The organism is Bradyrhizobium vignae (genome assembly GCF_004114425.1).
GTDB lineage: Bacteria > Pseudomonadota > Alphaproteobacteria > Rhizobiales > Xanthobacteraceae > Bradyrhizobium > Bradyrhizobium vignae.
This window is the reverse complement of the sequence record NZ_RDQF01000043.1, coordinates 1-23985: the sequence shown is the minus strand read 5'-3', so window position 1 is coordinate 23985 and position 23985 is coordinate 1. Positions and strand designations below refer to the sequence as shown.

Genomic DNA, 23985 nt, shown 5'->3' with positions numbered 1-23985 from the left:
CGACCGCGCAAAAATGGCGTGGAGCCGCGGCGCGATCGCGGCGGCTCCCTTGATCGTCTTTATCGTCAGCCCTGTCGTCAGCCCTGCACCAGTCCGCGGCTGACGAGGTTGATGTCATCGGGATTAACCAGATCCTTCGCCGTCCAACCGGAGACGTCGTAGTCGCTCATGCAGTTGCGCACGAAATCCTGCATGGCGCCGAGGTCGCCGGTGGCGGCCGCGGCGTTCAGCGTCTCGACCCGCAGGTTCTCGTAATTGCCGGCATAGTTGCGCTCGTAGAGCTCGTGCCTGCCACCGAATTCGGAGCCGACCGCGTCCCACAGCAGCTTGAGCAGCTTGATCCGGTCGATCGCGGCATAGCCGTTCGAGCCGCGCACGAAGCGGTCGAGATAGGGCCGGATCGCATCGCTCTCCAGATCGGCCGAGCTCGAGGGCAGATAGATCAGGCCGCTCGCGACGTGGCGCTCGATCAATTCCTTGATCCGCGGATAGGCCATCGGCGCGAACACACGATAGGCCAGCCCGTAGTTTAGATTGGGCAAATTGTAGCCCTCGGTGCCCTGCCAGGCGATCGGCGATTTCACCATCGCGTCCGCAATGCCGTGGAACAGATTGCGCCAGGCGATCACCTCCCCCACGGCCGTCTGCACGCCGCGGAAGTCCTTGGAGCCGGTCGCCTCGACGGCCATCGAAAACAGGCCGGCGATGAAGTCGAGCTTCACGGCCAGCCGCGTCACGCCATGCAGCGTGAACCGCGGGATGAAACCGGACGCCGGGAAGAACTGGTTGATCTTGGCGACGTCGCCATAGATGAAGACGTTTTCCCAAGGCACCAGCACCTTGTCGAATACGAGGATCGAGTCATTTTCGTCGAAGCGGCTCGACAGCGGGTAGTCGAACGGCGAGCCGGTCGCCGCCGCCGTGAATTCGTAGGACGAGCGGGCGATCAACTTGACGCCCTTGGCATCCATCGGCGCCGTGAAGATCAGCGCGAACGACTTGTCCTTGATCGGGATGCCGTAGTGCGCGATGAAGTTGTAGTGCGTCAAGGCCGAGCCGGTTGCGACCACCTTCGCCCCGGAGACGATCAGGCCGGCGTCGGTCTCCTTCTCCACATGCATGAAGACGTCGCGCACCTCCTCGATCGCCCGATCGCGATCGATCGGAGGGTTGACGATGGCGTGATTCCAGAAGTCGAGCCGTTCCTGGGTCCGGGCATACCACTTCCTGGCGTTGCCGGCGTAGTCGCCATAGAAGCTCGAATTCGCCCCCAGCGTGCCAAGGAAAGATGCCTTGTAATCAGGTGAACGGCCCATCCAGCCGAACGCAACCTTCTGGAGTTCGGCGATCGCGTCGCGGCCCTTGATCAGATCGTCGGCCGTCTTCGAGCCGAGGAAGAACGGATGGGTCAATTGTCCCGACCCGGTGTCGGTCAGGACGCCGATCTGATCCTTCTTCTCGTGAAAACGGTCGTACCAGCGCGCCACCATCCGCGCCGAATTGCGAAAGGCGGGATGCTGGGTGACGTTCTTGACGCGCTCGCCGTAGATGTAGATTTCTCTTCCGTCCTGGATGCTGTCCAGGAATTCCGCGCCGGTATAGACGCTGGTGGTCGACGCAGGCATGTCGGCTCGCAGGGCGGCTGCTGTAGTCATGGACACTTCTCCTCCGTTTGTGTCGCTGGACCGGCGGCATTGCAACACCGGCCCGAGACCAATCCCGTCACGCTCTTGGTCGGCGCGACATCGGAGGGAACGCTACGCGCTCACAAGGAGCGGGCGAAAGGTATCACACCATACCGCGCGGACCGGCCCAAGTGGGGCTATGACTCGATGGCACGACCGGACTGCAATGATCGTCCGGCCGACGCAACGCCGCAGCTGACGGAGCACTCGCGCAGCACGGCCAGGGAGCGAAAACCGGAGCGAGCCATGGCGACGGGTTTGGGCAAGGGTTTTGACAGCAGCGCTGTCGCTTTCCATCGTGATGGGGAGCTGGCCCTCGACGCCTGCGTCGTGACGATCGGCGCGTTTGACGGCGTCCACCGCGGCCATCAGGAGCTGCTCCGGCAGACAATTGCGGCAGCGCAACGCCGCGGCGTTGCCGCCGTGGTCTACACCTTCGATCCGCCGCCAAAGGTGTACTTCGGCCAGGCCGAGCCGTTGATATCGCTGCGCGAAAAGCTTGCGCGCATCGCAACATTCGCGCCGGACCACATCATCGTCGCCGACTTCAACCAATTCTATGTGCGGCGCACCGCGGCGGATTTCCTCGCCGAGCTGCAGCGGCTGCAGCCGCGTGAAGTGATCGTCGGCGAGGATTTCCGCTTCGGGTCCTGTAAGGGCGGCACTGCGCTGCTGTTGCGGCAACACTTCAACACCCGCATCCTGCCGCCGGTGCGCTGCGGCAATGGCGAGGTCGTCTCCAGCAGCCGGATCCGGAGCTTGCGGCGATCCGGCCTTGCTGCTGCCGCGGCGACGCTGGAAAACTGGCGAGACATCGTGACCGCGCCACCGGCCAATCGATCCGATCTGGCCCAAGCCGAGGCCGCAGGCCAATGACCGCGATCGATCCGCGCGAACTGCGCGATGCGTGTGGGCAGTTCGGCACCGGCGTGACCATCGTCACGACGCATTGCGAGGGCCGCGACCATGGCATGACGGCCAACGCCTTCATGTCGGTCTCGCTCGATCCGCCGCTGGTCGCCATCTCGATCGCGAAAAGCGCGAAGATGCTTCGCAACATCCAGAACAGCGGCCGCTTCGCAGTCAGCGTCCTCGCCGAGGGAATGGAGGATTTCGCGTGGCATTTCGCCGGCAAGCCGAGGCTCGACCTTTGCGACATCTTCGAACGGCGCAACGAGCTACCCGTGATCGCCAACGCGGCGGCCTATTTCGTGACCGATCTCGCCGACGAGATCGTCGCCGGGGACCATACCATCTTCCTCGGCCGCGTCCGCGAGATGGCGCTGGAGCCCAGCAAGAAGCCGCTGCTGTTCTTTCGCGGCCGCTTTGGCGGCCTTGCCGACGCGCAGCCTGCGCCCGCGATGCTGGAGAATGCTGCTTACGAATTTGTGTGGTGAAGCCAACAACCGATATTCCCGAAAACGGGATGCAAGTTTGATCAACCTGCAACAAGAGGAGGAAATGACCATGCTGAACGTCACCAAGGACACCATCACCGACCACGTGATCGCCGCGCTCTCGAAGGACATTCCGGATCGCAACCGCCAGATCATGACTAGCCTGATCCGCCACATGCACGCGTTCTGCAAGGAGGTCGACCTGACCTTTGCCGAGTGGTTCGCGGCTTGCGAATTCCTGCGGCGCGCCGGCGACATCTCGGACGAGAAGCGCAACGAGTTCATCCTGATCGCTGATATCCTCGGTGTCGAGGTGCTGGTCGATATGCTCGACCACCGAGTCACGGACGGCGAGAGCGAGTCCACCGTGCTTGGGCCGTTCTACCGGGAAAACCCGCCGGTACTGCCGAAGGGCGCCTCCATCATCAAGAAGACGTTCGACAACGCGCAGACTGTCAAGGTCAGCGGGCGCATCAGCGACACCGCAGGGCGGCCGATCGAGGGCGTCACCATCGACGTCTGGGAAGACGCGCCGAACGGGCTCTACGATCTGCAGGATCCGGAGCAGCCGGCCTACAATCTGCGCGGCCGGTTCACCACCGACGCCAACGGCGAATACGCGTTCGTGGCGCTCCGCCCCGAGCCCTATCCGATCCCCTATGACGGCGCGGGCGGCGAGCTCCTGAAGTACATGGGGCACCATCCCTGGCGCCCGGGTCACATCCACTTCATGCTCGCGAAGGACGGCTATCAATCGCTGATCTCGCAGATCTACGATTCCGAGACCAAGTATCTCGACAACGACTCTGTCTTCGCCGTGAAGCAGAGCCTGATCGGCAAGTTCAACAAGGCACCGGCCGGTGCCGACACCGATCTGGTTCTCAACTTCGACTTCAAGCTCAAGAAGGCGGCCGTCGAACGGCTCGTCGCGGCCGAGTAATACCGTGATGTCCTGCCAGGCCCCACCAGCCTGGCAGGGCTCATTCTGAACTTACCTGTGAGGATATATGAGTCGTGCCGTGATCGAAGTCGCCGAGCCTGTGGAGCGAGTGCAGGCTCACACAAAGGACACCGCGATCCGCAGCATCCGCGCCACCATCGTGGAGGCCCCGACCCGCCGTCGGCACAAGCTGTCGAACACGGAAGTCACGCATCAGGGCTACGTGCTGGTGCGCGTCCTGCTCGACAACGGCGTGACGGGCATCGGCGAAGCCTCGACGCTCGGCGGGCCGCGCTGGGCCGAGGAGAGCGTGGAATCGATCAAGGCCGCGGTCACGAATTATCTGGGGCCGGCGCTGCTCGGGCAGCCTGCCCTCGCCTTCGAGGCCAATGCGCTCCGCATGGGCAAAGCCGCGACCCGCAATTTCGCGGCCAAGGGCGCGATCGAGTCCGCCCTGCTGGATGCCGCGGGCAAGACACTCGGCCTCCCCGCCAGCGCCTTGCTCGGTGGTGCAATACACGAACGCATCGAGGTGATCTGGGCGCTGGCCTCGGGCGACAGCGGCCAGGAGGTCGAGGAAGCCAGCGAGAAGCTGCGGCGCCGCGAACACCGTCAGTTCAAGATCAAGTTCGGCTTCAATCGGCCACAAGCCGATCTGAAGCGGCTGCAGGCGCTGCGCGCCGGCCTGGGCGACGAGGTCCGCCTGATCGTCGATGTTAACCAGGGCTGGACCGAGGCCGAATGCATCCGCTTCATGCCCGAGCTGGAGGAATTGGATGTTGCCCTGATCGAACAACCGGTGTCGGCGCTGCAGCTGGACGCCATGGCACGCGTCGCGGCCCGCACGTCCATCCCGCTGCTGGTCGACGAAGCGGCCTTCACCAAGGAAGAGATCGCCCGTGCAGGCACGATGGGCTGCGGCAGCGTCTACTCGCTGAAGCTCGTGAAGAGCGGCGGACTGTTTGAGATGAAGTGCGCCGCTGCGGTCGCCCGCGCGCACGGCCTCGAGCTTTATGGCGGCTGCCTGCTGGAGAGCAGCATCGGCGCAGCAGCGCATCTCGCCGCATTCGCCACGCTGCCCAAGCTCGAATGGGGCACCGAGCATTTCGGCCCGCGGATCCTCATGGAGGACTTGGTCGTCAACCCGATCAGATTCGAGGAGTTCGAGATCTGCGTTCCCGACGGTCCCGGTCTCGGCGTCGAGGTCGACGAGGACAAGATCCGCGCCTTCGCCCGGAAGGACTAGGCAGGCGGCGTCGTTCCGCGGACAATTGACAACCCGGGGACCTACGCCCAGTCTTTACGCTGGAACCATCGTCTCGATCGTGCGCTGATGACCACGCGATACCAAACCAGGCAGGACCTCCAGGCCGCTTCCGCGGAAGCGCGCGAACAAGCGTCCGGCTGACCGTGACCGATCGCGACGACGTCATGGATCTCAGGCGACTGGTCTATTTCGTTGCCGTCGCCGAGGAACTGCATTTCGGCCGTGCCGCCTCGCGGCTCGCGATCGCGCAGCCGCCGCTCAGCCGGCAGATCGCGCAACTCGAGAGCGATCTCGGCGTCATGCTGATCGACCGGAGCCGAAGCCAGATCCGGCTGACCCAGGCCGGCAGCGTGCTTCTGGAGCGTGCGCGCGACGTGCTGGAGCGACTCGACCGAACGCATCGCGAGATCAAGCGGATCGGAGAAGGTTTTTCGGGACATCTGCGCGTCGCCTTCGTTGGATCGGCGACCTATGGCGTGCTGCCCAATGTGATCAAGGCGTTTCGCTCCGCCTATCCCGACGTCGAACTCGCGCTGTCGGCGATGAACAACGCCGAGCAGAAACGCGCGGTGATCCAGCGCGAGATCGATATCGCGATCGCCCGCCCCTCGCTCGACGACGAGGAATTGAAGTCGGAGCCGCTGCTGCAGGAGCCGTTGATCCTCGCGCTGTCCGACACATCGCCTTTGCTCGAACAAGCGATCACAAGGTTGTCGGCGCTGAAGGCGGAGACATTCATCCTCTACCCGCGCAAGCCACGCCCGAGCTTCGCCGACCACATCCTCAACATCTGCCTCGAAGAGGGCTTCATTCCAAAATCGCAGGTGCTGGCCCAGGACTATCAGACCGCGATCAGCCTGGTCTCGGTCGGCGTCGGCATCGCGCTGGTGCCGAAATCGGTCTCGGAGGCGGAACGCCCCGGCGTCTCCTACCGCGCCTATGAGGGACATAATCCAGGGACCGCGCTGTCGCTGAACTACCGTCGCGACAACCGGATGCCGCATTTGTTCAATTTCCTGAAGATCGCACAAGACGTCACGCGGCGGCAGCGCAAGCCATAGTCTCGCGCTCTCAGGCCGCGACCGGCGCGAGTGCGCGATCGTCGACGCGTGCGATCGCATCGGAAAACACGTCGATCCTCGCACCCAGCCGCACGCCGTTCTCCGCGAGGTGCCAGCGGAACGCGCGCCGGGGACGCCATGGAAGGCCCCGACGAAGTGACGCGCGATCGAAAGCAGCCGCGTGCCGTCAGCCGACCGCGGTGCGGGCGGCCAACAAGCCGTGGCAGAGGAGGTCGGAACTCCCGCCAATGAGAGTACGAAATCCAGAAGGCAAGCCGGAAGCTCGCTTCGTCGTCCTTCTTCAGAGGCCCGGCGGACGATCCGGTTCTTCATCGACCTGCGAGAGACGGGCAAGTGGCCTGGGAAACGCACCAAATCTCGGCGGCGCGGCCGGCCTGGCAACAGCATCGCCGGCGCTGGTGACGACGGCGGCATCGGGGTTGTCGTAGGCGTCGTCCGCGGGTGGAGTGGCAGCGCCTACAATCATCCCGGCCTCAGGCATCGAACCCAAATCGACACCTTCATCCTCTGCTGGAGTGGCGAGTGCATCTGAGGAGGAGTCCGGCCCCATTGGCGCCGGAGGTGTGCTTTCGTCCGCTGATCCAGCCTGTGAGGGGGGCTCCTGCTCGCCGAGGATTACGACGCGATCCACGAAGTGATTCTGCAATTTCTCGATCGCCGTGCTGTCCACCCTGCCCTTCCAGCCCCCGAGCTTGCCGTTCCAGCCCAAGCCTGCATCGTCGATGATTGCACGATTATCGGCCGAAACATTGCGAGAAATCTTGACGAACACCTCGCGCACAGCCGCGTCCTCGGAGCCGTACAGCGATCCACCCGACGCACGCTCAGTGGCCTCGAGCGCACGGTTCCTGGGATGTCCTTCGCAGCGGCCTCGGCCCCAAGCGCACGGATTGTGGCCAGAACCTGCGTCAGCGGCAATTTCGTCAATCCCGCCTCACGGAGACTGCTCAGGATCGTGGCTTCCACGGCCTCATCGTGAGCCTTCTCGTCCTTGGCCAACTGGCCAGCCTCCGCCTCATGGCGCAGGCGCCGTTTGAGCAATCGTGCGGCTTCTGCCTCCAACTTTTTGATCTCGGTCGCCGCCTCGCCTCTCATGACATCCTCGCCTGTTGCGCCCCCCCTAAGACCCTGATGCCATGAGAAAATCGCCTCCGCCACCCGATTATTTTTGACTAGTTTCAAGGTCGCCCCTTTGAATTTTCCGGAATCGACGGCAAGCTCAATATGCAGATCGGAGTATTTGGTTGCATCAATGGCAATTATCTACCTAGGAGTTTCATTTACCCACGTTGAGCGAGACGCCGGCGCGCCCGGATTTCTAGGGTACCTGGGCCGTAGCCGGGTGTTGGACACCCGTTTGGCGCGGCACTTTGATTTCTCGAATTTGGACGGCGACCTCGTTCATAGCGAAATCATCCGTACGGACGAGGTCTCCGAGCGATTCTGCGAGATTGAACATTTCGCCAATTGCGTCGATGAGGCTGAGGTTTATTGGGGCAACTTCGGCGCCGATAGCCGTAGGCAAAATGGCGTTGCCGTGGTCGTGGCTTTGCCACCAGACTCGGAAATCACGCTTGCCGAATGTGCGGAGTTCATTAAACGCATCGCGCTGTTGATCGCTGGAAAGCGGCGCCTTGCGATCCACGCAGCGATCCACGATCCGGCGCGGATGCGACCACGCGATCGAAACCGGCACGGTCATGTGTTTTTTCCGCGCCGTGAGATCCATCTCGACGAAATCTCGGGACCCGCAATTCGCGACATGTTCGCGCATCCCCTACAACTTAAGACGGGCGGAAAAACAGCGACGATCGAAGGCAATCGCTGGCCCGAATTTCATCAGCGCCAACTGCTGGGCTACTTTGCCGAGCTCGGCATCGATCTGGTCGTCGACCCAATTGCCCCGTTTCCCGGCCGTCATTGGCCGGTCGGTACGAAATTTGACGACCCTCGCGTTCAGCACACACGGGCGCGGACGACGCGTCTGAACATCGAAGCGATCCACGGTGATGCCGTCCGCCTGATCGACAAGCTGTTGCGCGGACGCTCGGCGATCCGCGTTGCCGAGCTGCAGCGCTTGATGGACCGGTTCGTAGACAACGAGAACGAACGGAGTTTGCATCTCGAGACTATCCTGAGCCATTGCGATCTCGAAAGTTTTGCTGTGCTCCCTACGGCGACCTACCCCCGGGTCGTTACCACTGCCCCAGTTCGCTCAACCATCGAACAGGCCTGCAGGCTGGTGGATCGAGCGGCTGATAAATCGCAAATCAGCACCATTCGCGCGGTCACCGCCCAAAGTCACGAAGCGGCAATCGACTGCTTCAAAAGCATCGTCGACACAGCGGAACATGACAACCCACCCCTGGTGCTCGGAAACAATCATTCCGATTGCCGCCAATTAGCGCAGGCGATTAAAGCAGCGAAGCCGCAAGTAGGTACCATTAAGGCTGCGCTGGCCGAGTTGCCGAACACGCAGTCACTGATCGTTAAAAATCGGCTGGTCATCGTTCCGCGAGCTGAGTCCATCCACGATCAGACACTTGCCCGCCTAATCGCAACGGCAGACGCGCGAAGTGCGCCTCTCGTTCTAGTGCATGATCAGAGCAAACAGACTGGCATCGCGAGCCATCGCTTGGCGGCGTATGCGGTGGATCGCCTTGCAGCCCTGAATCCGGCTCAGAGCGAAGATGACGTCGAGAGATATCTGCGCTGTGGGCTTATCGCTAGGAGCATTGAATTGATGGCCCAACATCGAAAGATCGAATTCGATCCCGCCGAGCGCTTCTTCGATAAGAGCACCAGCTTCGATTTTCTAGTCTGCAATGATCCACGCCTTCTCGAGGGGCTTAATGACCAGATTCGCACGCTTCGGATTCGCAGCGGCGAACTCGGGACTTCCATCCAGTTGGGCCATCCGCTCAAACCCATCCAGTTGTCACACGACGAGTGGATCGTGTTCACACGGGACGACTATTCCAGCTGCCCACCTGTCATACGCCGCGGCGAACTTGCACAAGTCCTGAACATCGATAGTCAGAAGAACCAGATAACGGTCTCGCTGTTCAGCGGAGGGAACGCGACAATCGATTTGAAGCTGTTTGCCCATTTCCGTCCGGCGCACGCTCTTCTCATCCGGGAGGCAAGGAATGTCGATCGACGACACCGTCTTCTGATTGACATCAACGATGTCCACCATGTGTGGGCAGCAACGCTGCTTGCGGCTCAAGCGCAAGGCTCGGTACTTGCAGTCAACCCGCAGGTTGCAACCAATATCTCATCCCTAATCCTGGCAACCGCGGCGTCGCTTCCCGGTGCTCTCCCGCATCAATTGACACTTCGGCGTGACCCCAACGCAGAGCTCGCTGGCATATTGCGGGGGGAAGGTCCCGTAGGACCGCTTTCGTCGTCGCAAGTCATCGAACCCATGCCGGATCCACAAGCACCGGAAATTGGTTTTGTCAGAAAAGCAGAATCACCGGCACCGGCCGGGACGGTCGAGATCGAGGCTTTTCCGGAGCCTAAGCCGCCGCGCGAAATTGGACATCTGCCAATTGCGACCCTTCACGAAAGCGTCAGAGCCATCGTGGACTCCAACGTTCATACGCGAAGAGGCATGGATCGTCTGCGGCGGAGGCTGCGACGTGGTGAGCCTGAGAGAGATGTCAACGCTCGGCATATTCTTGGACTGTGCGGTGACGACAGCCCGTTAGGGGCCATTGTGAACATGCTAATGAAGTCCCAGACGCCGGCCCCTGCGGATGAAATGGCTGAGCTCGATCTACCCACCGAGATCGAACAACTGTCGCCCCAAGCATGGAATGAATGGGACCTGTACCGGCTAAAGATCGAGTTCGCGACGCTGCAATGGAATTTCACGAGCTGGGAGATGACCCCGGTTGAATTCAAACCACCGGTCCGAGACAGCTGGCGGCGGTTGTTCAAGAACGGCGAGATGTCCCAAGATGAGATCCGGACGCTCTCGATGTAGGTGACATCGCCACTCTTTCGTGTTCTCGACGCTGCGGTCAAATGCGATGCCGCGCGATAGGACGAGTTCATCCGGCGATTCCGCTACTGACTAGGTTAGTCCAGTAGAGGTCCAGGTTATCCTAAAAGCCTTCAGTAGGAAGGTTGCGCATGTGGGAGACCTCGCGCGTCGTGGCCAGGCTTTGAGGCCTCGTTTGCTAATAGCGAGAAGAGTAACTACGGCCAGCACACGCCCGACCTACGGTTTAGGAAACCGTTTTGATGGCAATAATGTCAATACTTTAGATATCGCGTGTCGCAGATATGTTGCGTGCGCGCAATCTCTCCGAGACGAACTCACCAGATTCGTAGTCTGGTCAGGGCCGTTGAAATTGCTAGGATTTGTTACCGTAACGCGAAGCTCAATCCCTCAAACGCGCAAATTCAGCCTTGTCGCTTGGGCAGAGTTACCAGGCATCGATCAGTGCTGATCGTAAGGTGGCGGAGAGAGTGGGACTCTCTTCCTCACAGCGCCGCGTGTGCGAATACCGCCGAAAAACAAGGATTCCCGGAAGGCCCGCCGAAGCTTGTGACCACCGCTGTGTACCACCGGTTCGGCCCGGTGGGCGGTCAATCTCGGGCGATTTCGAGGGGTATCAAGCCCCCGTCGAGCTCGGCTCCTCCCGGGGTGCGGGCTTGCCTAGAGGGTTCGTTTCGCGCTTTCCGGGGCGAACAGGATGCCGATGAAGGCGCAGGCCGCGATCGCCTCGAAATAGAGGATCACCGGGGTGAAGCTGCCGCTCGATCCCATCAGGGCGGTGCCGACCAGGGGCGCGATGCCGCCGCCCAGGATGATGCCAAGCTGCTTGCCGAGCGAGGAGCCGCTGACGCGGACCTCGGTCGGAAACAGCTCCGCCGTGAAGGCAGCCTCCGGCGCGAACATCAGCGCGTGGATGATCCCGATCGAGACAACGAGGCCCATGATCAGCAGCGTCGGATCCTTGGTCGCGACCAGCTGGAAGTAGATCGGATACCAGGCCGCGGCCAGCAGGATGCCGAGTGCGATAAACGGGCGGCGGCCGAGGCGGTCCGAGTAACTCGCGATCAGCGGCACCATGCACATCTCCAGCACATTGGCGACCATGGTGCCGAAGGTGACGCTGGATTGCGCCATGCCGAGCGTCTTGACGGCATAGCCGAGCACGAAGACCGTGCTCATGTACTGGAACGTGCTGTGCGCCATGTTGGCTAGGCAGCCGAACAGCACCGATTTCTTCCACGACTGCACCACTGCCAGCAGCGGTGCCTTCGGCCGCGCGGCCGAGGCCTGTACTGCCTTAAACAAGGTCGACTCGTCGACCTGGAGGCGGATGTAGGTGCCGAGCACCACCAGCGCGAGGCTGAGCACGAAGGGCACGCGCCAGACCCATTGCGCAAAATCCTGCGGCGTCGAAAAGAAACCGAGCAGCGCGATGAACCCGGATGCCAGGATCACGCCGATCGGACCCGAGGCGTTGACGAAAGAGGCGAAGAAGCCGCGCCTTGCCGAGGGCGCATTCTCCAGCGTCAGCGACACCGCGTTCATGTATTCGCCGCCGAAGGCAAAGCCTTGCACGAAGCGCAGCGCGACCAGCGCGATCGGCGCCAGAAGCCCGATCGAATCATAGCTCGGCAGGCAGCCGATCAGGAAGCTCGCGACGCCCATCAGCACGAAAGTGATCGTCAGCATCGCCTTGCGGCCGAGCTGGTCTCCGTAATGGCCGAACACCATGCCGCCGAGCGGCCGGGCGACGAAACCAACCGCGAACGTCGCATACACGGCCAGCATGCTCGCGGTCGAATCCATCTTGGGGAAGAAGAAGCGGTCGAACACCACGGGCGCGGTGAAGGCGTAGATGAAGAAGTCGTAGTGCTCGATCACCGAGCCGAGCGAGGAGGCGATGACCAGCTTGCGGAACGCGGCCATGATCGGCGCTGCCGTCGTGGCGTCGTTGGTACCGACCATGACATCTGCGCTGTTGCTCATGACGTTTCCCCTCTCCGTCTTGTTTGTCTGGTTTTAATCAGCAGCATTCCCGCGGGCGGACGAAGCCGATGGGCTTCGCCGCCGCTCGGAGCAGCTCCCGTCCGATGGACGTTTCACCGCGCCTCGTCCTCGACCGGATTGCGCAGCACGCCGAGCCGCTCGACCTCGACCTCGACGATGTCGCCGGGCTTCATCCAGAGCGGCGGGCTGCGCCGGGCGCCCACCCCACCAGGCGTGCCGCTGACGATGACGTCACCGGGTTCGAGCCGAGTGAAGGTGGAGCAATATTCGATCTGCCGCGGGATATCGAAGATCATGTGCTTGATCTGCGCTTCCTGCACGACCTCGCCATTCAGGCGGGTGGTGAGCTTGAGCTCGGCCAAATCGCCGAGCTCGTCCGGCGTCATCATCCACGGTCCGAACGCGCCGGTATCGGGAAAATTCTTGCCCGGCGTGAATTGGTGGGTGTGGCGCTGGAAATCGCGGATGCTGCCGTCGTTGTAGCAGGCATAGCCGGCGACGTGGCCCATCGCTTCGCTGCGTGAAATGTAACGTCCGGCCTTGCCGATGACGACTGCAAGCTCGCCCTCGAAGTCGAGGTCGGTCGAGACGCGCGGCCGGACGATCGGCCTCAAATGGCCGGTCTGGCTGTTAGCGTAGCGTGAGAAGATGGTGGGATGCTCGACCTCCGTGCGGCCGGTTTCCTTCCGGTGTGTCTCGTAGTTCAGGCCGACGCACAGGATCTTGTCGGGGTTCGGAATGACGGGCAGGAAGCTGAGCTTCGCAAGCGGCGTGACCGCTGCCTTCGGCTTCGCATCCGCGACGCCCGCCAGAGCGGCGGCGATGGCGGCTCTGAGATCGGCATAGCGAGAAACGAGCACGGCGCCGATATCGATGAAATTGTTACCCTCGACGAGGCCCCAGGTCGTGCGGCCATCGATGGCAACGGTTGCGAGCTTCATGCTGTCTTCTCCATTCTGAGATTGGGATCGGGTTGTCCATGCAGGCGCGCGGTGACGTCGCGCAAGAGATCGTCGAGCTCGGCCGCATCCTGCGCCGTTCCGAACACGTAATGATCGGGCCGCACGATTGCGGCAGCGACCCCATACCTGTCGAACCAGCCGGCCAGCACGCCGTCAGTCTCTTCGAGCACGTTTGAGGCGCCGACGCCGGAAGGCGCGATCGCCGTTGCGGCCAATTCAGGGTGAGCGGCGCAGAGCGCCATCAGAGCGGGCACATCGCTGCGCCGACCGTCGATGACCACGCGCAAGCCCGGCCCGGTGATCTTGTCGAGCAAGCAGCGCGCGCCGCCGTGCAGGACCATCGGTTGTGGAAACAGGGTGCCCCGCGCGGCTCCGACGTGCTCCGCCAGGAAGCCCGTGCGCAGCGGCGGAATGATCTCCTGCCGCGTGATCTCCAGCGGTTTGCCGCCGCCTTGGTCGAGGATCTGCGCGTCGCGGCGCCGCGCGGCCGCCGGATCACGCTCGCAGATCGACTGGCCGATGGCCTTGATCTTGCCGGTCAGCTCGATCACGTGCTGCTTGCGCTCGGCAGTGTAGCAGTCGAGCAGCGTCTCGGGCGAGGTGCCTTTGAGCACGCAGTCGAGCTTCCAGACGAGATTGGTCGCATCGCGCAGGCCTTGGCACATGCCCTGGCCGATGAAGGGGGGCTGCTGATGCGCGGCATCGCCGGCGATGATGATGCGCCCGTTGCGCCAGTTGGCGGCGACCAGCGCGTGGAAGCGATAGGAGGCTGCGCGCCACAGCTCGCCATCCTGCGGCCTCAGCCACGGTGAGAGCAGCGACCAGACATTCTCCGGCCGCTCCATCTGCTTTGAGTCCTCGTCCGGCAGCAGCATGATCTCCCAGCGGCGATGGTTCTTCGGGCCGATCAGGAAGCTGACAGGCCGTGCCGGATTGCAGAATTGCGCGGAATTTTGCGGCAGCTTTGCAAGCGCGCCCTCGTTCACCCGCACGTCGACCACGAGCCAGGGCTCATCGAAGATAGGTCTTCGAGGGCGATGCGTCCGATCTGGCGCACCGTGCTCGAAGCACCATCGCAGCCGAGGACGTAGCGCGCCGTCACCTTCCGCGACTGCCCGTCGGCGTCCCGCAGCGTTGCCTCGACACGGTCGGATCGCTGCGCGAGATCGAGCAGCTCGACGCCGAGCTCGGCGCAGACGCTGGCGAAGCTCAAGGCGTGACGACGCAGCTCCGCCTCGACCGGCGGCTGGCTGAACACCATGCTCGGCGTGTAGCCGAGCGGATAGGGTTCTGCGACCATGTGGACGCGCCGGATCAACTGGCCATCGGTGCCAAAATGCTCGGAAGCGGTGAAGGGCTCGACATGGGGCGCGATCGCTTCGGCCAGTCCCATATTGTCGAAGTGGCGAAATATCTCGTGGTCGAGCGCGATCGCGCGGGGCTTGTCGTAGATGCCGGTGAGACGGTCAACGACGAGCACGCGATGGCCGAGGCGGCCAAGCAGGCCGGCCGCGACGGCGCCGGTTGGTCCGAAGCCGACGACGAGGACGTCGTAATACATAGGGGCGGAGGACGTCGTCATGCGCGGCGCTCCGTGTCGAACAAGACGGAGAGCTGCGCGGTCTTGCAGGCTTCGCTCTTCGGCGGCGCGATACCCCATTGGTCGGTGCGCCCGGGCGGCCAGACCCATTCCGAGGGGCCCTTGGCGCGATAGAAGTCGTCGACCTGAAGGACTTCGGCGGTGTATTCGATGACGACTCCGGTCGGGTCGACGAAATAGGCGAACACATTGTCACCGGGCCCGTGGCGGCCGACGCCCCAGCCGATCGGGAAGCCATGGTCGACCATGCGGCCCGAGCCGCGCATCACCGATTCCAGGTCAGGCATCAGGAAGGCGATGTGGTTGAGCCCGTTGATAGGGGCTTCCGCAAGCACGACGGCATGGTGATCGCTGTTGCAGCACAGGAAGGCCATCAGCTTCGAGCGGTCGGTCAGGCGAAAGCCGAGCGCCTGCTGGTAGAAGCTCGACAACTTCTCGATATCGGCGCTGTTGATGTTGACATGCGCGAGCCGTTCGGGGCGATCAGCCAGGACGCGCGCGGTCTTGGTGCGGTCGCCCTGGACGAACTCGATGCAGCAGCCTTGCGGCTCGCGGATCACGAAGTGCTCGCCGCCCGAGGGCGCACGCGATGGGCCGGGCGGGGAGATGATCTCGCAGCTCGCCTCGTGCGCACGCGCGAACAGGCGGTCGAGGTCTTCGCGTGAACGCACGCGAAAACTGATCTTGCGCAACGCGGGGCGGGTGCCTTGCGTCAATTCAAGAACGTGGAAGTCCGCTCCGGTGGCCGCCAGATAGATCGTGCCGTCGGCTTCAGCGGCAAAATCGAGCCCCCAGACTTTCCGATAGAAATCCGCCGAGGCGCCGAGATGCGGCGTCGCGATCTCGACGCTACGCAACGCGACCACCGGAAAATCGGACATCGGGCTTCCTCGTGAAAGGCCGGGAGACGCGCGCCGAAACAGCCGCCGATCGCCACCAGGCCGATTGTTGTTGGTCGAGGATTAATGTATACAAACAGCTTCGTAAAGCAGAAATTTATAAATTATGGCTTTGGCGCAGCCTGATGTACAAAAAGCCTGATGAATCAGCACGCTATGAGCTCTGACCTGTTCAGCCCGAAGACGGATGCGCCGGCGACGTTGGCGACGACCATCTATGCCCGCCTCAAGGCCGACATCCTGACCACGCGGCTTGCGCCCGGACGCAAGCTCCAGTCGCGCTTCCTGATGGAGCACTACAATGTGGGACAGACCCCGCTGCGCGAGGCGCTCAACCGCCTCACCACGGAGGAGTTCGTCATCGGCATGGAGCAGCGCGGCTTCTTCGTGAAGCCGGTCAGCAAGGACGAACTCCAGGAGCTAACCAAGACACGCTGCTGGGTCGAAGGTCTCGCCTTGCGCGAATCGATGCAGAACGCCACCCAGGACTGGGAGGAGGCACTGCTGGTGACGCACCACCGCCTCGACCGCACGCCGCGTTCACTCGATCCGGGCAAGTTCACGGACAATCCCGACTGGGAGAAGGCGCACCGCGCCTTTCACGCGACGCTGATCGGGCAGTGCGGCTCGCGCCCGCTGCTCGGCTTCTGCGAGCAGCTCGCCGACCGGCTCTATCGCTATCGCATGATGTCGATCGCCAAGGCCTATCCGGTCCGCAAGATCGGGACCGAGCACGCGCAGATCCTTCAGGCGGTGCTCGATCGCAAGACGGATGACGCTGTCGCACTGCTCCAGCAGCACTATCAGCGCACGGCCGACGTGATCTATTCAGACCTCGCGGCCGTGTTGCCGAAGTCCGATGCGTCTCACGGCACGCGATAATCCGCTGAGGCTGGCGGCGGGCGAGATAGCCGTGTCGGACGAAGGGGCCGGCGTGGGCGTCGCCTTCGACGCCATGGCTTTCAACCAGCACGATCCGATCCCGTGAAGGCTTGCTAAAGTGGTGCCCGCGATCGGCGGCGACCGTCACCACCCTTCCCCGCAATGAGAATTCGTGCTTCTGCGGCATTAAGCGGCGCGGGCGAGCGAGCGCCGCTTCTGGCGCAGGTAGCGCGTGATCTCTGAGAGCGACATCGCGTTCAGGACCCGCTCGGTGGGGACACCGCCCTTGCGGGCCATCAGGACGCCCCAGTGCATTTGGTCGAGCTCGGGAATCGAGTGCGTGTCCGGATTGATGCTCAGCATGCAGCCAAATTCGAGGGCTGCCCGGTGCCAGCGCCAATCCAAGTCGAGACGCCACGGATGTGCGTTGATCTCGACGACGACTTCGTGCTTCGCGCACGCCCGCAGCACCTTTTCGACGTCGATTTCGTAGCCCGGCCGCCGCTGGAGCTGTCGCCCCGTCAGGTTACATCGATACGACTGGCGGACGTCGTCGGGGATGCGCTGGGTGTCCCGCGCGAAACAGCTCAACTTCATCTGAAGACCATCCGCGCTGCCAAGGAGATCACCTTCAAAGGTTTCGGCAGAAGTGCTGCGGCGATGACGCCGCTCGACGCCTCTCGCCTTCTCATCGCAATGGCCGGCAGTTATTTCGTGAAGGACGCGACCGCAGTCGTGAAGCGGTTCGGCAGGCTCAAACCCATTACTCAACGGACCCGAGTGACTGAGACCCTGGAGGATTGCCTGGCCAAACGCCTGGCGGAGCTTCCAATGGACGTTCGTCCCGCAGAGGTAGAGCGCCATTCACCGGAATGGCATCAGAGGTTCGGATCGACGCGGCTTGCGGAGACAGCCCTGCAACTGCTCGATCCCATGCCGAGGGGCGAAGAGAGCGACAAACTCGATCGGTATGCGATCCTGCGATGGCTGAACCAGCGCGGCCGCGCCGAGGTGGTTGTCTTCGGCCCGCAGGGCGCAAAGCAATTGGAGCGCGGCACCGAGATTGCCGATCTACTGGACCTCCAAGAATGGGCTGGGTCGACAATCCCGTCGATATCCGACCTACGGTTTAGGAAACCGTTCAGTGCCAGCTGAAATCAATGACTTAGCTGCTGTGTTCTGCAGGTTAACAGGAAAGGTAAAAGTTTAACCATTGATTGGGTCAGCTCGCCCCGTTCGGAGGCCCGGCCGGAGAACTGATAGATTCCGATGGACGACCACCTGCTCACCCCCCTCCCTGCTTCGAGCAGCGCGCGCGCTGCTCGGATGGAGTCAAACCGAACTTGGGCAGAAGGCTGGCGTGTCGCGGAAGGCCATCGCAACGTTCGAGACGGCCAAGCCATCCGATCGAACCGATCCGCGCCGCAAGGCCGTGCTGCAGACGCTGCGGCAATATCTCGAAGTCGAATGCGATATCGAGTTCACCTTCGCGAGTGACAAGACGGGCGAAGGCGTACGTCGCGCGAAGTCGAAGTGACGGGAGCGACCAAAAGATTCCGGTGTGCAGGATGACAGAAGACCAATCCTAAGCCGTACAAGGCAAGTCCTACAACTGGAATACTCGCATGTCAGCCGATTCGACCTATCTAGCCGTCGCTGCGGATGATTTTGCGCGCCGCTTCTCGCAACGGGGCGGAAATCTGATGTGGTTGCTCGGAGCCGGTGGATCGGCGGCCGCCGGTATCCCGACGGCGTGGGACATGATCTGGGAGTTCAAGCAGCAGCTCTACATAAGTCAGCGGCGCGTCTCCCCGAAAAGCCAAGAGCGTGGGCTTCTCCGTGAGGCGTTGACCCGCGCGCTGACCCGGACGCATGCGATGACTGCAGATCGTCGCCGAAGCAGCGATCTCTTGACCCCGGCCTCGATCGACGACGCGAAGCGGGGGCCGCTCAAGAAACTGACCGGCAGCCTTGGTGGAACGGTACCGAAGCATCCCGAACTTAGTTGGCGGGAGGGCCTGGGCATCCGGCTGGATTGGGCGGACGGGCGGCTCTGGCTTCTGCTCGAGCCGCGCACCGTGTTCGAAGGCATCACGCAGGGGAACAGAACCGCGGCGACCGATTTTGCCCGCGAGCGCACAGTGAGGCGCTACAATCCGGCTCTCAATGCCCTTCTCTCGTTCTGGTCGACGCTGTTCGCGTGCCCGGAGCGCGATATCCTGGCCCTCGGCATCAGCGCGGGCGTGGATGCGGCCTTCAGGCTCGACGATACGACAGCTTATTCAGGAAGAGGCCGCCCATGACGAGCGAGATATCGCCTCACCTTTTCATCCCGGAAGCCGAGCTCGCATTCCATCCCGAGCGAACATCCGACGTCGACCTGCACCCCCTGCGCGGGCTGTTGCGGTTTGGTCCCTATCCGCGCACCAAGGGTGTCGGGATCGTGCACCACGTTACACGTAAAGACGCGCCCGTGGCCTTCCGTATCGTATATCCGTCGAGCGTGGCAAGATTCGCGATCCCGGCCGCTTCGGACCAGGTCGTCGAACTCTTGAGCTTCGCCGGCAAAATCTGGTGGCCTTACGGAGAGCCAAACTTCCGCGACCTCGGCAACTTCCTCGTTGTCCGGCAGCACTTGGTGACCCCAGACGAGTGGCGTGACGATATCTACGCGACGCGTGATCTCCTGAAAGTCGTTCCCGAAGGAGATAAAATCGTAAACACGGAATCGTTCTCGCGGTTCGATCTTCCGAACAAATGCGATGAGGTGACCGCCCAGCTCCAAAGAATACTCGCAGAGAATTTCATGGTCTGCGACGACGTCGTCTACGCAGCAGGCGGCGTGCCGGTCCACGCGGTATGGCGCCATCCCCGCTTCAGCCAGGTGGGCGTCGTCAGCTCCGGCATCGATCGTCGGGTGACGGGTCTCGAACCGCTGAATCCCTACCCCGGCTTCTTCGCTCGCGCAGAAACGCAGGAAGCTTTTTCCGAGAGACGGTTCTGGCAACCCGGCGTGCCGGCACCGATCAAGCTGCCGCGTTCGCAACAAGTGTTCGCCCAGATCGAAGTCGTCGGTCCGACGCCCATCCCCGACACTCTGAGCAACCAGGTACAGATCGACGCGCTTTTCCGCATCATGATGCGCAGTCTAGACTGGTTCATCTTCCATAAGACGCTACCCGACAGCCCCCCTCGATTTTCCGAGCAACGCGAGGAAAAGCGGTTGTTCAGAGCGCGGGTGCGGCAGGCCTTCCGCGATGCGGTGCTCGCTTCTCCGGATGACTTCGACACCGACACGAAGCGAATGGAGGCACTTCGGACCTTATTCGTCGGCGCACGGAAGGTGTCGAGGAAGCATAGCCGGCTTGTCGAGGCTCTGGAAAAGAGCTTCAGGGCGCTGAACAGGCGCAATCCTCGCGAGGAACTCGCACCCGAGGATTTGGCCACCCTCGATAGCCTGGTCGATTCGAACGAGAGCGTTCCGCCTCCGTCGAGCGGTGGTCTTCCTTGATCGCCCAAATCCACGAGGTAGGGCACCGGAAGCCGTCAGCCTCGCTTGGTTATCATGATCACGCCGGACCTCGTGCGGGAGATCCGGATCACCGGAAGTCCCAGCCGATCGCGACGAGAATAAACATGGGGAGAACGCGCGATCGAGCAGCTAACTCGCCTTAGCTTCCCTATCGCGTTTGAGCCTCTTGGTTCCTCCCGATACCGTGAATCTGGAAGCAGAGGCCACACTGGCCATGCCGCGACGGATCGGTCCGCTCGCCAGCTCAAAGGAAACGATGATGCCCAAACAGATGCTTACGGTCGAGGACGTCGAAACCATGCTCAAGCGGTTGTCCGGTGCGATCGAACGGGACCAGACCTACGTCGACGGCCTGCCGCGGGGGCTGTTCTCGCATCAGTACGACGACGACCTGTGGCGTAATTGGCGCCGCGGCCATCGCACGTTCATCGGCGACCTGCTGGCGACCGTCGGCGCCATGAGCCCCACCGACCTGCGGCAGTTGACCGACGTCGCGTCCGGGTTCGCGCCCACCGCCGTGAGGAAGGTCGCGCTCGAGACTTTCGCGGAAGTCGTCGGCGAGTGCGTCGACGCGGACAAAACGGCACGGCAGTTCTTCGCCCGGGTGGCCCGCGAGGTCGTGCGACAGGGACGCGGCAAGCGTCCGGCGGGAGATCCCCGCGAGGCGATCTCGCAGTGGTTTTCGGACATCGATCCTCTGACGATCGCTCAGGATCCCGAATGCGGATATCCGCTCGACGTGAGGGCGTCAATGTCCGTCACGCCGCATCGCAGCCGGCCCTGACTTTCGCAAGCGATAGCGCTCCGCCCTTAAGGCTCGAGCGGGGCCACGCCAGTTCCAAAGTCGCGAAGGGCGGCCAGATTCGTGCCTTTCGACGCCCGGGTCGCCCTCGGCCAACCGGCGGCACCCGTCCAGAGAACGGTACCCTGGCCGTCCGCCGCCCGGTTCAGGAAAACAATTTCCTTGCCTTCTCCCGAAGCTTACTCATGGATTCCACGTAGGGAATGGGGCCGTAGCTGATGCGGGCGAGGCCCAACTGCGCGAGTTCGCCGTTCGAGGGCACGTCTTCCATGCAAAGCGTCCGCCGTCGTTGCGAACGGCTTCGGCCTCAATACGTCTTCGCCGATCGGGCAGATGAACCAACATTCGCTCTTGCCGTTGTGCAGGCATCCCGACCCCTCGACTGTGCCCACCAACCATGAGGACCGACCAGCATCTCGAATCAGGCGGCGCCTGGGACCGCGCCTATCTCGAGTCGCTGATCCGCGAAGACTTCGAGCGATGCCATCCCGGCGAGACGCTGGACGATCTCAAGCGGCGCGCGTCCTTTTCGAGGGAGGACAGAGGCCTGCTGCGGGACTGGATGGCGGTAGCGACGGCTCGCGCCGCGGCCGCATGCCCGGCCAAAGCATCGCCGCCACGCTGACGATGCGTTGGTCCGCGCCGAACCATCCGCGCCTCCCAACGATCCGGTTCAACCTGGCACGGCCCCGCCACCGAGCAGCTGCGAGACGGCGGCGGCCAATTGCGCCGGCGCAAAGGGCTTCCTGATCAGGACGCTGCCGTCGACACCCTGCGATTTCCAATCCGGCGCGCTGGCGCTTGTCATGTAGACCACGGGAAAATCAGGCGTGATTTCCCTGATCTGACGCGCCAGCTCCCATCCGCTGATGCCGTCACCCAGGTTGACGTCCGTGAGCAGCGCCCGACACCCCTCGCGGCCGTCGCGAAACGTAGACATAGCCGCCTCTCCCGAATGGACCGAGCAGGCCTCGAAACCGTTGTCGAGCAACGCGTCCTCGATGACGCTGCAGATCAGCGCTTCGTCCTCGACGACCAGAACACGAACGGTATTATCCACTTTCAAGCCTCAAGCGACCTGCCTCGAGGGCCAACCCACACCCGTCTTATCTGCCCCTCAGGGAGAGACTGATGCGCGTGACGATGTCGTCCCACTCGCGCTCTTCGCTCGCCGGGTAGTTGATCAGGACGCAGTGAATCAATCCGCTCGAGAAGTTGCACCGGTTGTACCAGACCGTATCGCCCTTGTAGCTGGACACCGCAAAGAACCGAGGCGTCGTTCGCTTGTACTGAATGCGCGCGGGCGGATGCTTCTTTGCGAGAAATGCGGCGGGTGAATCGTTCGAGACGTTGGGTGCGGCCTGTATCGTAAGATCGGCTCGGCCGTCAGCCGTCCGAAATCGCTGTCCGTAGCCATCCGGCCGGCCGGCTTCTTCGATAAAGATCGTGGCCGGGAAATCCACCGAGGTACCCGTCTGCGGGATGGAATAGGTCGTCCATTTCACCCGTTGAGCCGAGACCATGGAGCTCGAGGCCGCAAGTCCGAGAACGAGCGCCGACTGCATCGCGTCTCCTCCCAGTCGTGAAGACCTGACGAGCGGCGTCTCGGCTTCGATCATCATGTGGCTATCGATCGCCAACGACAACGTCACTGCTGATCCGGCTTCTTAGCCGGCGGACCGCTCTTGTTTCCGGGCAGCCCCTTGATGTTGGACGTGTCCTGCTGCTGGACGGTCGGATTCTGCTGGTTGAGCGTGGAGCTGGAGCCGACGGTCTCTCCCGGTTTTGCCGCCGGACCATTCTTGTTGCCAGGCTGACCGGCGATGCCAGTGCCCGAGTTCTGCGCGCTCGGCGCGGATGAGACATCCGGTTTGGTCGTCTGGGCAAATGCAGCCGAAGCCGACATCGCCAGGGCGAACACGAGAGCGCTCGCGATGGACCTCATTTTGACTCCCTCCACTGTGAGTTTCGGAATCGCGGATCGCGACTAGCTGGAGTCCGAACGTGCGGTTGCGTCGTGCGTTCCTAGCTGCCCGACTGACATCGCTCGCCCTGATCCGAGAAGGCCGAGCGCGACGCGCCAAACCACCGTCTGGACTACGAGCCGAGCGCGTCGGCGGGCAGATCCCAGAAACCTGGAAATGTTCGGGATGGATCAAACCCGTTGATCTGGGGTTGATTGGCCGAAACCCTATTGAAAGGCTCGCCCCTATGGCTGAGCTGGCTCCGGCGGCGCCGCAAGGCACACCGGCCTCGCGCGTCGCGTCTTCGCCCATGCTGACCGCCGGTGGCATCGTCCTAGCCATCGGAGCGCTCTATCTCGGCCGGGAAATCTTCGTTCCTTTTGCTCTTGCTATCCTGCTGAGCTTCGTTCTCACACCCCTGGTCAATTGGCTAAGGCGCTGGAAAGTACCTCGCATCGCAGCGGTACTAATCGCCGTTTCCCTTGCTTTTATCGTGGTCGCGGGAATCGCCTTGGTCGTCGGGCGGCAACTTGTCCAGCTCGCGACCAACCTCCCAAACTATCAGACCACCATCACCGAGAAGATCCACTCGTTGCAGAGTTCGGCCCCAGGCGGTGGAGTCGTCGACACGGTCACCACGACGATGCAGGATCTTGGCAGAGAGATCTCGGGCGAGGAGAAAAAGTCCGAGGCCGCCTCGTCCGGGCTTGGCGCAGGTACCGGGACTCGGGAACCTGTCACGGTGCGGCTGGAGCCGCCCCAGCCGAGACCGTTGGAGCTCATTCGCTCTGTCATAGGTCCGTTGCTGGCACCGCTCGCGACTTCCGGGCTCGTGGTCATTTTCGTGATCTTTGTGCTGCTCGAGCGGGAAGACCTGCGCGATCGATTCATTAAATTGGCAGGAGCCGGTGATCTTCAGAAGAGCACGCAGGCCCTCAACGATGCCGCCTCCCGGGT

At 62.6% G+C, this 23985-nt stretch carries 26 protein-coding genes and 3 pseudogenes; 16 read left to right on the top strand and 13 right to left on the bottom strand.

All coding sequences use genetic code 11. The features are described 5' to 3' along the window. Positions 1 to 77 precede the first annotated feature (77 nt). Positions 78 to 1655, bottom strand: coding sequence for a 4-hydroxyphenylacetate 3-hydroxylase N-terminal domain-containing protein (locus EAV90_RS28150; RefSeq protein ID WP_244607914.1), 1578 nt, complete (start codon positions 1653 to 1655; stop codon positions 78 to 80). A gap of 276 nt (positions 1656 to 1931) precedes the next feature. On the opposite strand from EAV90_RS28150, the gene EAV90_RS28145 reads away from it, so the two are divergent. The 5 genes from EAV90_RS28145 (at position 1932) to EAV90_RS28125 (ending at position 6350) form a co-directional block, all read left to right on the top strand. Further along, the gene (locus EAV90_RS28145) at positions 1932 to 2561 is read left to right on the top strand and encodes a nucleotidyl transferase family protein (protein WP_244607913.1); all 630 of its coding nucleotides are present in this window, start codon (positions 1932 to 1934) and stop codon (positions 2559 to 2561) included. Further along, positions 2558 to 3082: a flavin reductase family protein gene (locus EAV90_RS28140; protein ID WP_122401639.1), complete on the top strand. Its 525-nt coding sequence runs from the start codon at positions 2558 to 2560 to the stop codon at positions 3080 to 3082. The genes EAV90_RS28145 and EAV90_RS28140 overlap by 4 nt, the downstream gene beginning before the upstream one ends. A 70-nt stretch (positions 3083 to 3152) precedes the next feature. After that, positions 3153 to 4022 carry an intradiol ring-cleavage dioxygenase gene (locus EAV90_RS28135; protein WP_129145361.1) on the top strand — a complete coding sequence of 290 codons (870 nt, stop codon included), beginning with the start codon at positions 3153 to 3155 and terminating at the stop codon, positions 4020 to 4022. A gap of 79 nt (positions 4023 to 4101) precedes the next feature. Further along, a complete protein-coding gene (locus EAV90_RS28130) occupies positions 4102 to 5268 on the top strand; it encodes a muconate/chloromuconate family cycloisomerase (protein WP_245509634.1) in 1167 nt (388 codons plus the stop codon). A gap of 185 nt (positions 5269 to 5453) precedes the next feature. Further along, a complete protein-coding gene (locus tag EAV90_RS28125) occupies positions 5454 to 6350 on the top strand; it encodes a LysR family transcriptional regulator (protein WP_122406465.1) in 897 nt (298 codons plus the stop codon). 10 nt (positions 6351 to 6360) lie between these two features. On the opposite strand, the pseudogene EAV90_RS40815 reads toward EAV90_RS28125, so the two are convergent. Both EAV90_RS40815 and EAV90_RS28115 read right to left on the bottom strand, forming a co-directional pair. Beyond that, positions 6361 to 6542, bottom strand: a pseudogene (locus tag EAV90_RS40815) (tRNA dihydrouridine(20/20a) synthase DusA); the annotation flags it as partial. A gap of 109 nt (positions 6543 to 6651) precedes the next feature. Beyond that, positions 6652 to 7152, bottom strand: coding sequence for a hypothetical protein (locus tag EAV90_RS28115; protein WP_129145340.1), 501 nt, complete (start codon positions 7150 to 7152; stop codon positions 6652 to 6654). A 471-nt stretch (positions 7153 to 7623) separates the two neighbouring features. Here EAV90_RS28115 and EAV90_RS28110 point away from each other — a divergent pair, with 471 nt between their 5' ends. Next, a complete protein-coding gene (locus tag EAV90_RS28110; protein ID WP_122401636.1) occupies positions 7624 to 10362 on the top strand; it encodes a MobA/MobL family protein in 2739 nt (912 codons plus the stop codon). Between the two features lie 678 nt (positions 10363 to 11040). On the opposite strand, the gene EAV90_RS28105 is transcribed toward EAV90_RS28110, so the two are convergent. From EAV90_RS28105 to EAV90_RS28090, 5 genes are all read right to left on the bottom strand, one after another. Continuing rightward, positions 11041 to 12366, bottom strand: a complete 1326-nt coding sequence (locus EAV90_RS28105) for an MFS transporter (protein WP_129145339.1) — start codon at positions 12364 to 12366, stop codon at positions 11041 to 11043. A gap of 113 nt (positions 12367 to 12479) precedes the next feature. Then, the gene (locus EAV90_RS28100) at positions 12480 to 13328 is read right to left on the bottom strand and encodes a fumarylacetoacetate hydrolase family protein (protein ID WP_122401634.1); all 849 of its coding nucleotides are present in this window, start codon (positions 13326 to 13328) and stop codon (positions 12480 to 12482) included. Then, on the bottom strand, positions 13325 to 14350 hold the full coding sequence (locus EAV90_RS41520) for an FAD-dependent monooxygenase (RefSeq protein ID WP_347338820.1): 1026 nt from the start codon (positions 14348 to 14350) through the stop codon (positions 13325 to 13327). Before EAV90_RS41520 ends, EAV90_RS28100 begins: the two co-directional genes overlap by 4 nt. Then, positions 14332 to 14931, bottom strand: a complete 600-nt coding sequence (locus EAV90_RS41515; RefSeq protein WP_347338819.1) for an FAD-dependent monooxygenase — start codon at positions 14929 to 14931, stop codon at positions 14332 to 14334. Before EAV90_RS41515 ends, EAV90_RS41520 begins: the two co-directional genes overlap by 19 nt. After that, the gene (locus EAV90_RS28090) at positions 14928 to 15830 is read right to left on the bottom strand and encodes a VOC family protein (RefSeq protein ID WP_122401632.1); all 903 of its coding nucleotides are present in this window, start codon (positions 15828 to 15830) and stop codon (positions 14928 to 14930) included. Before EAV90_RS28090 ends, EAV90_RS41515 begins: the two co-directional genes overlap by 4 nt. Positions 15831 to 16004: 174 nt before the next feature. Between EAV90_RS28090 and EAV90_RS28085 the strand changes: the two genes are divergently transcribed. Further along, entirely contained in the window at positions 16005 to 16730 is a 726-nt protein-coding gene (locus EAV90_RS28085; protein ID WP_122401631.1) for a GntR family transcriptional regulator, read from the top strand. Continuing rightward, positions 16708 to 16836, top strand: coding sequence for a hypothetical protein (locus EAV90_RS41300; RefSeq protein ID WP_283809949.1), 129 nt, complete (start codon positions 16708 to 16710; stop codon positions 16834 to 16836). The genes EAV90_RS28085 and EAV90_RS41300 overlap by 23 nt, the downstream gene beginning before the upstream one ends. 80 nt (positions 16837 to 16916) lie before the next feature. Here EAV90_RS41300 and EAV90_RS28075 read toward each other — a convergent pair. Continuing rightward, positions 16917 to 17258: pseudogene (locus EAV90_RS28075) on the bottom strand (PHP domain-containing protein); the annotation flags it as partial. On the opposite strand from EAV90_RS28075, the gene EAV90_RS28070 reads away from it, so the two are divergent. From EAV90_RS28070 to EAV90_RS39710, 6 genes and pseudogenes are all read left to right on the top strand, one after another. Further along, entirely contained in the window at positions 17151 to 17885 is a 735-nt protein-coding gene (locus EAV90_RS28070) for a hypothetical protein (protein ID WP_162500032.1), read from the top strand. The pseudogene EAV90_RS28075 and the gene EAV90_RS28070 overlap by 108 nt on opposite strands. Positions 17886 to 17943: 58 nt before the next feature. Next, positions 17944 to 18081: pseudogene (locus tag EAV90_RS41510) on the top strand (hypothetical protein); the annotation flags it as partial. A 9-nt stretch (positions 18082 to 18090) separates the two neighbouring features. Beyond that, positions 18091 to 18267 carry a hypothetical protein gene (locus EAV90_RS41505; RefSeq protein WP_347338440.1) on the top strand — a complete coding sequence of 59 codons (177 nt, stop codon included), beginning with the start codon at positions 18091 to 18093 and terminating at the stop codon, positions 18265 to 18267. A 223-nt stretch (positions 18268 to 18490) separates the two neighbouring features. Continuing rightward, the gene (locus EAV90_RS28060) at positions 18491 to 19033 is read left to right on the top strand and encodes a hypothetical protein (protein ID WP_245509633.1); all 543 of its coding nucleotides are present in this window, start codon (positions 18491 to 18493) and stop codon (positions 19031 to 19033) included. Further along, on the top strand, positions 19030 to 20241 hold the full coding sequence (locus EAV90_RS28055) for a hypothetical protein (RefSeq protein ID WP_129145338.1): 1212 nt from the start codon (positions 19030 to 19032) through the stop codon (positions 20239 to 20241). The genes EAV90_RS28060 and EAV90_RS28055 overlap by 4 nt, the downstream gene beginning before the upstream one ends. Before the next feature lie 280 nt (positions 20242 to 20521). Next, complete coding sequence (locus tag EAV90_RS39710; protein ID WP_160118791.1) at positions 20522 to 21046, top strand: hypothetical protein; 525 nt, start codon at positions 20522 to 20524, stop codon at positions 21044 to 21046. Positions 21047 to 21209: 163 nt separating this feature from the next. Here the strand turns inward: EAV90_RS39710 and EAV90_RS40810 are convergent, their stop codons facing one another. Next, positions 21210 to 21335 carry an isocitrate lyase/phosphoenolpyruvate mutase family protein gene (locus EAV90_RS40810; RefSeq protein ID WP_244607909.1) on the bottom strand — a complete coding sequence of 42 codons (126 nt, stop codon included), beginning with the start codon at positions 21333 to 21335 and terminating at the stop codon, positions 21210 to 21212. A gap of 126 nt (positions 21336 to 21461) precedes the next feature. Between EAV90_RS40810 and EAV90_RS28050 the strand changes: the two genes are divergently transcribed. Next, complete coding sequence (locus tag EAV90_RS28050) at positions 21462 to 21689, top strand: hypothetical protein (RefSeq protein WP_122401627.1); 228 nt, start codon at positions 21462 to 21464, stop codon at positions 21687 to 21689. 48 nt (positions 21690 to 21737) lie between these two features. Here EAV90_RS28050 and EAV90_RS28045 read toward each other — a convergent pair whose 3' ends face one another. From EAV90_RS28045 to EAV90_RS28035, 3 genes are all read right to left on the bottom strand, one after another. Beyond that, on the bottom strand, positions 21738 to 22124 hold the full coding sequence (locus EAV90_RS28045; RefSeq protein ID WP_122406464.1) for a response regulator: 387 nt from the start codon (positions 22122 to 22124) through the stop codon (positions 21738 to 21740). Between the two features lie 46 nt (positions 22125 to 22170). Then, positions 22171 to 22629 (bottom strand): hypothetical protein, encoded by a 459-nt coding sequence (locus EAV90_RS28040; RefSeq protein ID WP_122406463.1) that lies wholly within the window; start codon positions 22627 to 22629, stop codon positions 22171 to 22173. Between the two features lie 83 nt (positions 22630 to 22712). After that, on the bottom strand, positions 22713 to 23009 hold the full coding sequence (locus tag EAV90_RS28035) for a hypothetical protein (RefSeq protein WP_122401626.1): 297 nt from the start codon (positions 23007 to 23009) through the stop codon (positions 22713 to 22715). 266 nt (positions 23010 to 23275) lie between these two features. On the opposite strand from EAV90_RS28035, the gene EAV90_RS28030 reads away from it, so the two are divergent. Next, positions 23276 to 23985 (top strand): AI-2E family transporter (locus EAV90_RS28030; protein WP_129145337.1); only part of this gene is annotated, 710 nt, incomplete at its 3' end.

Bases quoted from the DNA above. Each gene is read 5' to 3' on its own strand.
- EAV90_RS28150 (WP_244607914.1), bottom strand. From the start codon at position 1,655: ATGACTACAGCAGCCGCCCTGCGAGCCGACATGCCTGCGTCGACCACC.
- EAV90_RS28145 (WP_244607913.1), top strand. From the start codon at position 1,932: ATGGCGACGGGTTTGGGCAAGGGTTTTGACAGCAGCGCTGTCGCTTTC.
- EAV90_RS28140 (WP_122401639.1), top strand. From the start codon at position 2,558: ATGACCGCGATCGATCCGCGCGAACTGCGCGATGCGTGTGGGCAGTTC.
- EAV90_RS28135 (WP_129145361.1), top strand. From the start codon at position 3,153: ATGCTGAACGTCACCAAGGACACCATCACCGACCACGTGATCGCCGCG.
- EAV90_RS28125 (WP_122406465.1), top strand. From the start codon at position 5,454: ATGGATCTCAGGCGACTGGTCTATTTCGTTGCCGTCGCCGAGGAACTG.
- EAV90_RS28110 (WP_122401636.1), top strand. From the start codon at position 7,624: ATGGCAATTATCTACCTAGGAGTTTCATTTACCCACGTTGAGCGAGAC.
- EAV90_RS28105 (WP_129145339.1), bottom strand. From the start codon at position 12,366: ATGAGCAACAGCGCAGATGTCATGGTCGGTACCAACGACGCCACGACG.
- EAV90_RS28100 (WP_122401634.1), bottom strand. From the start codon at position 13,328: ATGAAGCTCGCAACCGTTGCCATCGATGGCCGCACGACCTGGGGCCTC.
- EAV90_RS41515 (WP_347338819.1), bottom strand. From the start codon at position 14,931: ATGACGACGTCCTCCGCCCCTATGTATTACGACGTCCTCGTCGTCGGC.
- EAV90_RS28090 (WP_122401632.1), bottom strand. From the start codon at position 15,830: ATGTCCGATTTTCCGGTGGTCGCGTTGCGTAGCGTCGAGATCGCGACG.
- EAV90_RS28085 (WP_122401631.1), top strand. From the start codon at position 16,005: ATGAGCTCTGACCTGTTCAGCCCGAAGACGGATGCGCCGGCGACGTTG.
- EAV90_RS41300 (WP_283809949.1), top strand. From the start codon at position 16,708: ATGCGTCTCACGGCACGCGATAATCCGCTGAGGCTGGCGGCGGGCGAG.
- EAV90_RS28070 (WP_162500032.1), top strand. From the start codon at position 17,151: ATGTGCGTTGATCTCGACGACGACTTCGTGCTTCGCGCACGCCCGCAG.
- EAV90_RS28060 (WP_245509633.1), top strand. From the start codon at position 18,491: ATGATCTGGGAGTTCAAGCAGCAGCTCTACATAAGTCAGCGGCGCGTC.
- EAV90_RS28055 (WP_129145338.1), top strand. From the start codon at position 19,030: ATGACGAGCGAGATATCGCCTCACCTTTTCATCCCGGAAGCCGAGCTC.
- EAV90_RS39710 (WP_160118791.1), top strand. From the start codon at position 20,522: ATGCCCAAACAGATGCTTACGGTCGAGGACGTCGAAACCATGCTCAAG.
- EAV90_RS40810 (WP_244607909.1), bottom strand. From the start codon at position 21,335: ATGGAAGACGTGCCCTCGAACGGCGAACTCGCGCAGTTGGGCCTCGCC.
- EAV90_RS28050 (WP_122401627.1), top strand. From the start codon at position 21,462: ATGAGGACCGACCAGCATCTCGAATCAGGCGGCGCCTGGGACCGCGCC.
- EAV90_RS28040 (WP_122406463.1), bottom strand. From the start codon at position 22,629: ATGCAGTCGGCGCTCGTTCTCGGACTTGCGGCCTCGAGCTCCATGGTC.
- EAV90_RS28035 (WP_122401626.1), bottom strand. From the start codon at position 23,009: ATGAGGTCCATCGCGAGCGCTCTCGTGTTCGCCCTGGCGATGTCGGCT.